General features: G+C 37.3%; 12 protein-coding genes and 1 tRNA gene. 10 read left to right on the forward strand and 3 right to left on the reverse strand.

What is annotated here, in order from left to right; translation table 11 throughout:
- The first annotated feature begins 18 nt into the window (after positions 1-18).
- Together eno and ACWPWK_RS14285 are read left to right on the forward strand one after the other, a co-directional pair.
- Positions 19-1,320, forward strand: a complete 1,302-nt coding sequence (gene eno / locus ACWPWK_RS14280) for a phosphopyruvate hydratase (protein ID WP_036911952.1) — start codon at positions 19-21, stop codon at positions 1,318-1,320.
- Positions 1,321-1,639: 319 nt separating this feature from the next.
- Positions 1,640-3,022 carry an SLC13 family permease gene (locus tag ACWPWK_RS14285; protein ID WP_109371534.1) on the forward strand — a complete coding sequence of 461 codons (1,383 nt, stop codon included), beginning with the start codon at positions 1,640-1,642 and terminating at the stop codon, positions 3,020-3,022.
- Between the two features lie 167 nt (positions 3,023-3,189).
- Here the strand turns inward: ACWPWK_RS14285 and mltD are convergent, their stop codons facing one another.
- Together mltD and gloB are read right to left on the reverse strand one after the other, a co-directional pair.
- Positions 3,190-4,524, reverse strand: a complete 1,335-nt coding sequence (gene mltD / locus ACWPWK_RS14290; protein WP_109371532.1) for a murein transglycosylase D — start codon at positions 4,522-4,524, stop codon at positions 3,190-3,192.
- A gap of 75 nt (positions 4,525-4,599) precedes the next feature.
- The gene (gene gloB / locus ACWPWK_RS14295) at positions 4,600-5,355 is read right to left on the reverse strand and encodes a hydroxyacylglutathione hydrolase (protein WP_109371530.1); all 756 of its coding nucleotides are present in this window, start codon (positions 5,353-5,355) and stop codon (positions 4,600-4,602) included.
- 38 nt (positions 5,356-5,393) lie between these two features.
- Between gloB and ACWPWK_RS14300 the strand changes: the two genes are divergently transcribed.
- On the forward strand, positions 5,394-6,110 hold the full coding sequence (locus tag ACWPWK_RS14300; protein ID WP_109371528.1) for a methyltransferase domain-containing protein: 717 nt from the start codon (positions 5,394-5,396) through the stop codon (positions 6,108-6,110).
- 8 nt (positions 6,111-6,118) lie between these two features.
- On the opposite strand, the gene rnhA is transcribed toward ACWPWK_RS14300, so the two are convergent.
- Positions 6,119-6,601 carry a ribonuclease HI gene (gene rnhA, locus ACWPWK_RS14305; RefSeq protein WP_023581088.1) on the reverse strand — a complete coding sequence of 161 codons (483 nt, stop codon included), beginning with the start codon at positions 6,599-6,601 and terminating at the stop codon, positions 6,119-6,121.
- Positions 6,602-6,666: 65 nt separating this feature from the next.
- On the opposite strand from rnhA, the gene dnaQ reads away from it, so the two are divergent.
- The 7 genes from dnaQ to epd all read left to right on the forward strand — a co-directional run bounded on the left by dnaQ (position 6,667) and on the right by epd (position 13,783).
- A complete protein-coding gene (gene dnaQ, locus ACWPWK_RS14310) occupies positions 6,667-7,419 on the forward strand; it encodes a DNA polymerase III subunit epsilon (RefSeq protein WP_109371526.1) in 753 nt (250 codons plus the stop codon).
- A 123-nt stretch (positions 7,420-7,542) separates the two neighbouring features.
- A tRNA-Asp gene (locus ACWPWK_RS14315) sits at positions 7,543-7,619 on the forward strand.
- Positions 7,620-7,807: 188 nt separating this feature from the next.
- Positions 7,808-8,137 (forward strand): hypothetical protein, encoded by a 330-nt coding sequence (locus ACWPWK_RS14320; RefSeq protein ID WP_109371524.1) that lies wholly within the window; start codon positions 7,808-7,810, stop codon positions 8,135-8,137.
- A 377-nt stretch (positions 8,138-8,514) separates the two neighbouring features.
- Entirely contained in the window at positions 8,515-8,967 is a 453-nt protein-coding gene (locus ACWPWK_RS14325) for a hypothetical protein (protein WP_109371522.1), read from the forward strand.
- A 48-nt stretch (positions 8,968-9,015) separates the two neighbouring features.
- The gene (locus ACWPWK_RS14330) at positions 9,016-9,996 is read left to right on the forward strand and encodes a hypothetical protein (RefSeq protein WP_109371520.1); all 981 of its coding nucleotides are present in this window, start codon (positions 9,016-9,018) and stop codon (positions 9,994-9,996) included.
- Positions 9,997-10,511: 515 nt separating this feature from the next.
- Positions 10,512-12,506 (forward strand): transketolase, encoded by a 1,995-nt coding sequence (tkt, locus tag ACWPWK_RS14335; RefSeq protein WP_109371518.1) that lies wholly within the window; start codon positions 10,512-10,514, stop codon positions 12,504-12,506.
- A gap of 257 nt (positions 12,507-12,763) precedes the next feature.
- On the forward strand, positions 12,764-13,783 hold the full coding sequence (epd, locus tag ACWPWK_RS14340) for an erythrose-4-phosphate dehydrogenase (protein WP_075673402.1): 1,020 nt from the start codon (positions 12,764-12,766) through the stop codon (positions 13,781-13,783).
- Positions 13,784-13,829: the final 46 nt, after the last annotated feature.

The raw sequence follows: 13,829 nt of genomic DNA on the forward strand, positions 1-13,829 counted from the left end.
TGTACAGAGGAAAACCGAATGTCCAAAATCGTTAAAGTACTTGGTCGTGAAATTATTGATTCTCGTGGCAACCCAACAGTTGAAGCAGAAGTTCACTTAGAAGGTGGTTTTGTTGGTATGGCGGCTGCTCCATCAGGCGCATCAACAGGTTCTCGCGAAGCTTTAGAATTACGTGATGGTGATAAATCACGTTTCTTAGGTAAAGGTGTTCTGAAAGCGGTTGCTGCTGTTAATGGTCCAATCGCTAAAGCGATCCTTGGCCAGGATGCAAAAGACCAAGCTAACATCGATAAAATCATGATCGATTTAGACGGTACTGAAAACAAATCAAACTTTGGTGCAAACGCAATCCTAGCGGTTTCTTTAGCAAACGCAAAAGCGGCTGCTGCTGCGAAAGGTATGCCTTTGTACGAGCACATTTCTGATCTGAACGGTACTCACGGTCAATATTCTATGCCTCTGCCAATGATGAACATCATCAATGGTGGTGAGCACGCAGATAACAACGTTGATATCCAAGAATTCATGATCCAACCAGTTGGCGCACCGACTCTGAAAGAAGCAGTGCGTATGGGTTCAGAAATCTTCCATCACTTAGCAAAAGTGCTGAAAGCAAAAGGTATGAACACTGCAGTTGGTGACGAAGGTGGTTATGCACCAAACTTAGAATCTAACGCTGCTGCATTAGCTGCTATCAAAGAAGCAGTTGAGAAAGCAGGTTACGTTTTAGGTAAAGACGTTACTCTTGCTATGGACTGTGCAGCTTCTGAGTTCTACAACAATGAAACTGGTAACTACGAACTGAAAGGCGAAGGTAAAACCTTCACTTCACAAGAGTTCACTCATTACTTAGAAGAGCTGACTAAACAATACCCAATCGTTTCTATCGAAGATGGTTTAAACGAATCTGACTGGGATGGTTTCGCATACCAAACTAAAGTTCTTGGTGACAAAATCCAACTGGTTGGTGACGACCTGTTTGTAACTAACACTAAGATCCTGAAAGAAGGTATCGATAAAGGCATCGCTAACTCAATTCTGATCAAATTCAACCAAATCGGTTCACTGACAGAAACTTTAGCAGCAATCAAAATGGCGAAAGATGCTGGCTACACAGCAGTTATCTCTCACCGTTCTGGTGAAACTGAAGATGCAACTATCGCTGACTTAGCAGTGGGTACAGCAGCAGGCCAAATCAAAACGGGTTCAATGAGCCGTTCTGACCGTGTTGCTAAATACAACCAACTGATCCGTATCGAAGAAGCATTAGGTAATAAAGCGCCTTTCAACGGTCTGAAAGAAGTTAAAGGCCAAGCATAATCGCTTATTTGATTAGAAAATCTAATTGATTCTAAATGGGTAAACCTGATGTTTACCCATTTTTTTTGCCTAAATATAAAAAAAATAAAATTACCGCAGCCTTTAAACGATCAAAAAGTGTGATGCATAAGAGATAATAGTGTTCAATTATTACTCTTTTATTAATAAATTGGTTAATTCTCGTGGATGAGATCCCAATTATCGCTTTTGCGCATTTTCAATGGTGCGAAATGTTTTTATATTTCACATATAACCTATTTCGTTAACAATTCAAGCTTAGTGAACCTAATGTTCACATCAGTTAATGTGGAGTATTATCATGGACGCGTCCAATTTAGCCCCATCGGCAAAATCAAGCCCGATAAATAAGAGAGGGTTAATTATTCTAGCAATAGATGTTGTTTTGCTACTGCTATTGTTAGAGTTTTTACCTTATGATCCAAAGGCTAATGCTGGCCTAGCATTAATGGTATTTGTAGGGGTACTATGGCTAACTGAAGCTATTCATGTAACGATCACGGCATTATTCATTCCTATTTTAGCCGTTGTACTTGGGCTAATGAATACCAATGAGTCATTAAAATCATTTGCTAACCCTATCATTTTCTTGTTCTTTGGTGGATTTGCTTTAGCGACAGCACTTCATATTCAAGGGTTAGATCGCTTAATTGCTAACCGCTTACTAATGATTGCAAAAGGTAAACTTTCAGTCGCGGTATTACTGTTATTTGGCGTTACTGCATTACTCTCCATGTGGATCAGTAACACTGCAACAGCAGCAATGATGCTCCCTTTAGTCTTAGGTATTTTATCTAACTTAGATATTCGTTCAGAGCGTAATACTTTTGTATTCGTATTATTAGGTGTGGCTTATAGTGCCAGTATTGGTGGTTTAGGTACGTTGGTTGGTAGCCCACCAAATGCGATTGCCGCAGCTCAACTGAACTTAGATTTTATTACGTGGATGAAGTACGGTATTCCAATCATGTTGGTGCTATTGCCTATCATGTTTATTGTGATGTACCTGATGCTACGTCCTAACTTAAAACACAAATTTGACTTAAAACTAGAAGTGTTAGAGTGGAATAACAAACGTGTTATCACCATGATTATCTTCTTAGTTACCGTATTTTGCTGGATCTTCAGCTCTTTCATCAGCAGTGCTTTTGGTGGTGTAAAAGATTTAGATACAGTTATTGCTGTGAGCGCGGCCATTGTTATTGGTGTAACTGGTGTCGCAAGTTGGAGTCAAATACAAGAAAACACAGAGTGGGGCGTATTAATGCTGTTTGGTGGTGGTTTAACGCTGAGCGCAATTTTACAGTCTTCTGGTGCAAGTTTGGTTATGGCTGACTTTATGAAAGATACTTTCGGTAATAGCCATTGGTTTGTGATTATTCTTGCCGTGACCACCTTTATCATCGTATTAACTGAATTTACCAGTAACACAGCAAGTGCCGCATTGTTAGTGCCAATCTTTGCAACAGTAGCACAAGCATTAGGCATGCCTGTAATGGCGTTAACAATGATTATCGGTATCGGTGCATCTTGTGCATTTATGTTGCCTGTTGCAACCCCACCAAATGCGATTGTCTTTGGTTCAGGTTACATTAAACAAACTGAAATGGTACGTGTTGGTGGTGTACTAAACTTAGTGTGTATCTTTGTTATCTCTCTGTTTGCTTGGTTCTTCTGGCTGTAAGTGAATACGCTGAATTAATCAGGTAGAGTTAAAAAAACAAGGCGCTTGATAAGTTAATATCAGGCGCTTTTTTTATTGGCAATAAAAAAGCCATCGACATTTATCACCAGTAAGGTATCAAACATATCGATGACTTTTAAAGAAGCATAAAACAGAGACGATATTAACTATTTAGTATAAAGCGTGAGTTGTGTACCCGGTTTTAACATCTTAATGTCGGCGTTCCAGCTCATTAATAATTTAAGATTAATGCCGTGACGGCGGGCAATACTGTAATAAGAGTCACCTTGGCGTACTTTATAGTAGCTTGGTGAAGGTTTTGTTGGTTTCGTTGTCGTGGTATTACTGACACTACCTGCATTATGAATTTTTAATGTTTGACCAACCAGTAATGTGCTCTTTGCATTCAATCCATTAATACGCTGTAAGTCTTTTACACTCATATTGTAGCGACGAGCAATAGCGTAAAAAGAATCCCCTGAACGAACCTTATAAACGCCTTCTTGCTTAATAGATTGATTCGTTTTGGCAACAGCCAAGCGAATAGTTTCTAATACAGCTTCGTCTTCAAAAGCGTTGCGGAATTGGTCAAGCTTGTTGCGAGGCAACATAATGACATGAGGGCCATTCGGTGCGGTTATTCCACGCTTATAGCCGGGATTATAATCTTTTACTGTATTAATAGGTAACTGACTTAATTCAGCGACTTTATTTAACGTGATTTGCTCGCCGACATCAAATGAGGCTAACGCTTTATCTCGGTAGTTACTTTTGGGAAAAGTAATGGTTTCTTCGTTTTCACGAATAACTTTGCTCAATGCTAGAATTTTAGGAACATAATTCATGGTTTCTTTGGGTAAAGAAAGCGACCAATAGTCTGTTGGTAAGTTCTTACTTTCATTTGCCTTTATTGCTTGCATAACACGGCCTTCACCTGCGTTATAAGCAGCAAGGGCAAGTGCCCAATCACTATCAAACATCACATAAAGGCGCTCAAGTAAATCAAGGGCAGCTTTAGTTGATGCCATAACATCACGACGACCGTCATACCATTGGTTTTGTGCCAAACCATAGTAATTACCGGTTATCGGTACAAATTGCCATAAACCTGCGGCATTTGCAGAAGAGGTAACATGGGGATTAAACGCACTTTCAACGACAGGAACAAGTGCAAGTTCCATCGGTAATTCACGTTTTTCAATTTCATCAATAATCGAATACATATAAGGTTCAGCACGAGAAGCAACACTCTGTATATGTTTGGGATTATTTAAAAAATATAATTCTTGCTGCGAGATCCTTTCATTTTCAGGGAGGTCCATTTTCAATTCACTTACCACATAACCCCATAAATTGGTTTTTACATCATATTGAGGTTGGTGAGAAGTTGAAGTCCCTTTCGTTGATGTTGGTGTGATCGCAGACAAATTAGGTTTAATGTTCTCCGATTGCTGGCAACCCGCCAAGAGCAATATGGAGAACAAAATCGCTTTTGTCTTCATAATAGAAAAATTCATCCTGTGTGTTTTTTGAACCAAATAATACTTAGTGTGCCAAAATAAAACAACCAATAGAAATTAAAAGTTGTCTTTTAATTCTCTTAATTTTGTAAATGTCTTAATTGGCGCGTAAGTATTAGGGGTTATACCTAAAATCCTTTGTAAATCAATATCGTCAGATTTCAAAAAAAGATTAATATTCTTTTCGTTTTTTAGTGTTATTGGCACAGTAGGTTGCAAATTTTTACGCATTTCACTAACTTGGGCTAAATAATCGGTAATAAGTGCATTTTCTGGCATGATATGATGTGCAAAGGTCATGTTTGATAGGGTGTATTCATGAGCACAACAAATTAATGTGTTATCAGGTAAAGCACTCAATCTTTGTAATGAACTAAACATTTGTTGTGCGGTACCTTCGAATAAACGACCACAACCACCAGAAAAAAGTGTATCGCCACAAAATAAATATGGTTCACAATAATAAGCAACATGACCTAATGTATGACCCGGTGTGCCAATCACATTAAAAGTGAAAGAGCCAACAATAATACGCTCTTGATTATGAATAATATTTTCGGCACCTTTATTTTGTGTTTCTTGTGGGCCAAAAACGTCAATGTTAGGATATTTTTTTACAAGTTCAGCAACTCCACCAACATGATCATCATGATGGTGGGTTAATAAAATCGCGATAGGTATTAGTGAGCGTTGAGAGAGCATTTCAATAACGGGTTCGGCTTGTGAAGGATCCACAATCACACATTCACTATTTTCATTACTTAATAGCCAAATGTAGTTATCGGATAAAGCAGGAATTCTGATAAGCTCCATATAAGTTACCTTACTTATAAAATATAAAGGGTTAAACGATGAAAGCAGCGCGTTCAGTAAAACCAATTACAATGCCGGATTCTTGGCGTGATATTCCTTGGGGGGAATATTATCGCATGGCGATTGAATTGCGTTTACAAAACTGGTGGCCGAAAATATATGGCTTTCATTTGCTAAAACTCGGTCAACTCAGTGCCGAGTTGGATACCAAATTAAGTATCGTTTCACATCAAGTCAATGTGACATCAAATGCAATAAATGCGGATGTTATCGCGTCTTTAGATTATCTACCCTTTGAAAATAAATCGGTTGATGTTTGCCTTATGGCTCATGTACTTGATTATAGTGCAGATCCTCATTGGCTATTAAGAGAAGCTGATCGTGTTTTAATTGATGATGGCTGGATAGTATTAACGAGCTTTAACCCTATTAGTTTATTAGGACTGGGTAAATGCACGCCTGTTTTACGACAAAAACAGCCTTATTCAAGTCGCATGTTTTCACTTCGACGCCAAATTGATTGGCTTAGTGTGCTAAATTACGAAGTGATGACACAACAGAATTTCCAGATTATGCCATGTTCAAGACCAATAAAACGTGATGGTAGCCGCTATCACACCGGTGGCTGTTTAAATTTAATTATTGCTCGTAAAAGAACGCTTCCTTTAACACCCACTGCATTGAAATTTGCATTGCCACGCATGAGTGTAAAAGGTCGAGTATTAGGTGCTACACGCAATCACTCAGAGCCATAAAATATGATTCATTGTGTTTTATCTTTCTGGCTTTCAATATAGCCAGTATCTTCTTGTGTAGGTGATTGAGCTGCCGTTTTTGCTAATTCATCACAACGTTCATTTTCATCATGACCTGCATGGCCTTTTACCCAATGCCATTCAATTTCATGACGAGTAATAGCACTATCTAAGCGTTTCCATAAATCGACATTAAGCACAGGGCTTTTGTCTGCTTTGCGCCATTGGCGCTTTTTCCAGCTATGGATCCACTGTGTGATACCTTGTCTGACATATTGGCTATCTGTTGTCAGTGTAATTTTACAAGGGAATTTTAATGTTTCTAATGCTACGATAGCGGCAAGGAGTTCCATTCGGTTATTGGTGGTCATAAAAAAACCTTCACTTAGGGTTTTTTCATGTTGTTGATAGCGTAAAATAGCGCCATAACCACCGGGGCCTGGGTTGCCTAAGCATGAACCATCGGTGAATATTTCTACCTGCTTGTGCATAAAGGCGACTTATCCTTTTTGATTAATACGAAAAACTAACCCTAAGTCTGACATAAAAACGGATTATGAGCACTCCAATCACACGACAAATTGTACTTGATACCGAAACCACCGGTATGAATAAGCTGGGCGTTCATTATGAAGGTCATAATATCATTGAAATTGGTGCCGTAGAGGTTATCAATCGTCGACTAACAGGGCGAAATTTCCATGTTTATATTAAGCCTGAAAGATTAGTTGATCCTGAAGCGTTTGAAGTTCACGGTATTAGTGATGAATTTTTAGAGGATTGTCCTTCTTTTGCTGATATTGCTGATGAATTTTTAGAATATATTCGTGGCGCAGAGCTGATTATTCATAACGCATCGTTCGATATCGGCTTTATGGATTATGAGTTTAGAAAGCTTAATCGTGATATTCCGCCTACCGAAACGTTCTGCCAAATTACCGATAGCCTTGCAATGGCAAGGGCATTATTCCCTGGTAAACGAAATAATCTTGATGCCTTATGTGATAGATACTTAATAGATAACTCTAAACGTACTCTTCATGGCGCGTTATTGGATGCTGAAATACTTTCTGATGTTTACTTGGCTATGACCGGTGGACAAACAGCATTGGCATTTTCAATGGAAGGCGAATCAAGTAACGAGCAAGAGCAAAATGATATTCAGCGTATCGAGCGCCCAGTTTCAGGCTTAAGAGTAATAAGAGCAACCGCAGATGAACTTGCTGAGCATGAGTCTCGATTAGATTTAGTTGAGAAGAAAGGCGGGCATTGTTTATGGCGTCCTGCACCAAATGATGAAACTGTTTGAATATAAAAAAAGCACAAAGAGTAAGTTGAGATTAAAAATTATCCAAATGCATCTTTTTGTTAGAAAAACAGTTGACGACAAGGCAAGAGATTCGTAATATTCACCTCGTCCGAAAGGATACGCGGAGCGGTAGTTCAGTTGGTTAGAATACCTGCCTGTCACGCAGGGGGTCGCGGGTTCGAGTCCCGTCCGTTCCGCCAACATTCCAAACCCCAGCATTTATGCTGGGGTTTTTGCATTTATAGCCTATCAAACTGTTCCTTTTATCAAACTAAACCACTTTGCTTATCTGTCTTAATCATGCTATTTCTTATCTTTATTTATAAGGATGGTTTGCTATTGATAAAAGACATCAAATCATACTCTTAGGTATATTTAGGATTCATTTATGAAGCAGGAATTTCGTTTACGTTTAAATACGCTATCCAAAGAACTCGATAACTTTTATTATCAGGAATTCGAAACTGAACAAGCCGAATACAGTAAAAATAAAGAGATAAAACAAGCGATTGTTCAATTTATTCTTGAAATAAAAAAATATGATGAGCAAGCATTAATTGATAAAGCGCTAACCCTTATATTTCATAATACAGGTTGTCATATTGATTGCGAAATTCTAGATGAAATTATGCTTCCTGTTATTGAACAAAATATTATCACACCAGAATTGATTGATAAAAATCTGAGAGAGAATTCACCTATGGGGCGTTGGTGCTGATCCTAAGGAGAAATAGTGACATTTTATAAGTTTGGTTTTATTGCTAATACACAAGGTACACTTATTGATGTAAAAGAGATGAAAAATCGGTTGATTAGTTATTTCCCAAAAATTTGTTGATCTTTGTTCGTTACATAGGCTGAATATCGAATTTATAACGGCTCATTAATATTCTTATTTTAAGGAAAGTAATGGAATTTGTTTAATAGAAAATACGTTTTCTTACCAACTTACTGGAATGTTGTTTGATAACAAATTGATTGTTGCTAATTTAGTCTTTGAAGATGATCTTTTTTATCATTACACATATTTTGAAAATCAGTATATTACTGTGACTGTTGATAGAATTGATGTTGAGTTTATTGAGCCGATTAATCATGATTTTTTTTGACGAAATACGACACAAAATAGAGAGCTCCGCTTTTTTTTCTAATATGGGAAAAGCGGATTTACAGGCTGATAATGTGATTTTATTTTCAGATCTGGAGAGTTTATTGCTCTCTGAGTTGGATTTTATATGGTTACCTACCTCACCAACTCAAGATGATCCTTTTTATACAAAGCAAACCCTACCTAAAGCATTAATAGAACAACGTATAAAGATAACGCGTTGTGTGATGGATAGCGTGAAAAATATCCCGTGTACTCCATTTAAATATGATGCCCATGATTTCAATATTGCAGCTAAAAATGCGATTAGTTACGCATTTCGGCAATACTTATCAGAAAAATACTTTTCCCTTGGAGACAACTGGGAAAATATTGTTAATATCTATTATCAAGGATATTGGCCAATAGGGATCTACCATAATAAAGTAATAACTATTTAAATTTGCTGGTTTTTTTAAGGTTTTATAATAACGTAAGGACGTAGAGAAATGGATATCACTAAAATTTATCAATATAAATTAAGAAAATTATTTAATCCAAGAGTGCTTCCTTTTGAACATGATATTTTATTTTTACAGACTTGGGAGGGTGAATTGGATGAAATTATTTCAGTAAAACTAAAAAATAAATCAGCTCTTTATCTTTCGTGGTGGAATGAGCTTTTTAATTCAAAAAAAATAGATGAGATTATTAGCGATGAACCTTATGATCAAAATTATTATCAATTTTTTTCTTTTCTGAGGATATTACCTAATTTATTGTCTATAAATAGAACTGAAAACTTTTATAATAAAAATTTATTTTCAAGCTATATTGTTTCGCAATTAAAATCCGATCTTTCTTTTTTAGGTAAAGAAAAAGAGAATACCTATAAAACCGAACTTATTAATTATTTATTCTATGATATGGGATTTGCTGATTTTTATTATCATTATTTTATTGTTGAAGATAATAAGCTCTACTTTCGTTATTCTAGTGATGAAGTGATAAAAGTTGACGAGCTAATTAATGCAACTTATGATCTTGTATTAAAATACAGTAATGAAAAATATCATGATGATTTTAATATAATTAAAAAACAACAAATAGAGATCGTTAATTTTCTTCTAGAGAAAGATGAAAACTTTATTTTTACACTAGAAGATCAATGTTTAATTTATTTATCACCTGAAAAATTTATCAAAACGTATAAAAATGATACGGATAAAATATTTAAAATATTAGCTAGTTTCTTAAGTAAAGATCAAGCATCACTCAATGTCTTTGTGTCTAAAATGATCATCATGAATTATAATTATTATATTTTAAAAAACAATCCCAATGAAATTTTGAAATTAAAAGCTTTTTGTAGAAGAGATAATTTAAAATTTTTTCTATTATTGAAATCAATTATTGATTTGCATTTTTTTGTCAGAAAAGAAGATTTTAAGGAATTACACTTAGAATATTACTTATCTAAAATTAATTAAAAATAAGTAGAATATATAAATAAGTTATTTTTATAAAAGGGGTAACAACTGTGTTACGCGATGTTTTCCTTTTATTTATATATGATGTAAATAGGATTTTTATTACTGAATCAGTGAATTATCTGCTTTTTATCTTTTTAAAATTTGTATAATTCTACTTCCTGATAACAAGTCCAGTCAGTTATTAGGCTATAATTAACACAAATACGGTATTTATTTGATTTGATGGATAATTCAGCAATGAAATTTTATCTTGATTAGTCATATCAAGCTAGGGTTTAATAGCACGCTTCTCAATTGCGCAAATTATTGTCTCTTTTGCTTTTTGTTGCGCAACAATGCGGTGGTGTAATGTTATTTTCCGCTTTGATTGTAAAAAATGCTGTGCAAATCAAAGAATTATTGCTTTATGCTAATTACGATAGCCACCTTTGTGGATTTTTTATATTGCGGTTTTTTGCCCGCATTGAGAGAATCAGCTATCTAGATGCTTTTTATCCGACTTGGAGTAGAAAATGACCACTCGTAAAACCCTTGCTAATGCGATCCGTTTTTTAAGTATGGATGCTGTGCAAAAAGCGAAATCAGGACACCCTGGCGCCCCTATGGGTATGGCTGATATTGCAGAAGTATTATGGCGTGATTTTTTAAATCATAACCCAACTAACCCTAACTGGGCTGATCGTGACCGCTTCGTTTTATCTAATGGTCATGCTTCAATGCTGATTTACAGTTTACTGCACCTGTCTGGTTATGAAGTTTCTTTAGATGATCTGAAAAACTTCCGTCAATTGCATTCTAAAACACCAGGTCACCCAGAATATGGTTATACCCCAGGTGTTGAAACAACAACGGGTCCTTTAGGTCAAGGTATTGCAAACGCAGTGGGTTTTGCTATTGCAGAACGTACATTAGCGGCTCAATTTAACCGTCCTGGTCATGACATTGTTGACCATTACACCTACGCCTTTATGGGTGATGGTTGTATGATGGAAGGTATCTCCCACGAAGCGTGTTCTTTAGCGGGAACATTACAATTAGGTAAACTGATTGCATTCTATGATGACAATGGCATCTCTATTGATGGTCAAGTGCATGGTTGGTTTACTGATAACACAGCAGAACGTTTCGACGCTTATGGCTGGCATGTAATCAGTGGTATTGATGGCCACGATGCAGCAAGCATTAAAGCAGCTGTTGAAGCAGCAAAACAAATCACTGACAAACCTTCACTGCTGATATGTAAAACCACTATCGGTTTTGGTTCTCCTCATAAAGCAGGTACTGCTGATTCTCACGGTTCTCCATTAGGTGATGCAGAAATCGCTGAAACACGTAAAGCGTTAGGCTGGGAATACGGCGCATTCGAAATTCCACAAGAAATTTATAAAGAGTGGGATGCGAAAGAAGCGGGTAAAGCAAAAGAAGCTGCATGGGATGCTAAATTTGCTGCATACGCAGCACAATTCCCTGAATTAGCGGCTGAATTCAAACGCCGTGTTTCTGGTGAATTACCAGCAAACTGGGAAAAAGATTCCAAAGCATTTATTGAAAATCTGCAACAAAACCCTTCAAGCATTGCAAGCCGTAAAGCGTCTCAAAATGCATTAGAAGCATTCGGTAAAGTATTACCAGAATTCATGGGCGGTTCTGCGGACTTAGCACCAAGTAACCTGACTATGTGGTCTGGTTCTAAAGCGCTGAACGAAGACAAAGCGGGTAACTACATCCATTACGGTGTACGTGAATTCGGTATGTCTGCAATCATGAACGGTATTGCACTACATGGCGGTTTTGTTCCTTACGGTGCTACCTTCCTGATGTTTATGGAATATGCACGTAATGCTGTACGTATGGCTGCACTGATGAAGATCCGCAGTATCTTTGTTTATACTCATGACTCTATCGGTCTGGGTGAAGATGGTCCAACTCACCAACCTGTTGAGCAAATGGCAAGCCTGCGTGTAACTCCAAACGTGAGCACATGGCGTCCATGTGACCAAGTTGAATCAGCTGTTGCATGGAAATATGCAATTGATCGTAAAGATGGTCCAACAGCTCTGATCTTCTCTCGTCAAAACCTTGCACAACAACCACGTACTCCAGAGCAACTGGCAAATATCGAGAAGGGTGGTTACATCCTGAAAGATTGCGCTGGTACTCCAGAATTAATCTTTATTGCCACAGGTTCTGAAGTTGAATTAGCGGTTAGCGCTTATGAACAACTGACAGCTGAAGGCCGTAAAGTACGTGTTGTTTCTATGCCAGCAACAGATGCATTTGATAAACAAGATGCAGATTACCGTGAGGCAGTATTACCAGCATCAGTGAAAGCGCGTGTTGCTATCGAAGCAGGTATTGCTGACTACTGGTTCAAGTATGTTGGTTTAGATGGTGCGATTGTAGGTATGCGTAGCTTCGGTGAATCTGCACCTGCAAATGAGTTATTTGAAGAGTTTGGTTTTACTGTTGAAAATGTGGTTACACAGGCAAAATCTTTACTTAAATAATCAATAAATGTTAACAAGAGCACATTTTTGGGAAGAATTTCTCAGATGTGCTCTTTTTTTATCCTTCCATCTTTGTTTACTATTGCGATCTTCTCTCATTTCTCGTAATCTGACTATCAGTAAGCTGAACCGTTTCAGTTAATCCTAAAATGTCGATGACTGCACAATTTCTAGATTTACTTGATTTATCGTTGTTGATTAGTATCTTGCTCTATTATTCTAAGCGGTTGCAAATCACGAGTTATCAAGGAAGTCACATGACAATCAGAGTCGCTATTAACGGTTTTGGTCGTATAGGGCGTAATGTGTTAAGAGCGCTTTATGAATCAGGTAAACGAGCTGAAATAACAGTTGTTGCAATAAATGAATTGGCTGATGCACAAGGTATTGGGCATCTTCTCAAGTATGACTCCAGCCACGGACGTTTTGCTTGGGATGTACGAATTAATAACGATTTATTGCAAGTGGGTGATGATACTATTCGTTTATTTCATCACGCTGATATTACTGATTTACCTTGGGGTGAACTTGGTATTGATGTCGTACTTGATTGTAGTGGTGCTTACGGCTCACGAGCTGATGGCGAAGCGCATATTGCACAAGGCGCAAAGAAAGTACTTTTTTCTCATCCTGGTACAACGGATTTAGATGCAACTGTCGTTTTTGGTGTGAATCAACACGAACTTAAAAAAGAGCACCGAATTGTTTCAAACGCATCTTGTACAACAAATTGCATTATTCCCATCATTAAAATGATGGATGACGCGTTTAATATAGAGTCAGGAACAGTAACAACAATCCATGCAGCCATGAACGATCAACCTGTGATTGATGCATACCATAAGGATTTACGCCGTACTCGAGCAGCAGGACAATCTATTATTCCTGTTGATACGAAATTGGCGGCAGGAATTACTCGAATTTTCCCGAAATTTAAGGATCATTTTGAGGCAATTTCTGTACGAGTTCCTACAATTAATGTGACGGCAATTGATTTAAGTGTCACTGTAAAAACTGCTGTAAATGTGTTAGATGTCAATCGGTTAATTCAAAAATCAGCAACTGGCGCATTTCGTGGTATAGTGGATTACACAGAATTGCCATTAGTCTCAACTGATTTTAACCACGACCCTCATAGTGCAATCGTTGATGGCACACAAACAAGAGTCAGTGGGCAACACCTGATCAAGACTTTAGTCTGGTGTGATAATGAATGGGGCTTTGCTAACAGAATGCTTGATACAACGTTAGCAATGGCTGCAACTGGTTTTAAATAATCATGTTTTAATGACGGTGTTGCGTAATAATACAAGGCACTGAACA

The organism is Proteus sp. Marseille-Q3619 (genome assembly GCF_965283115.1).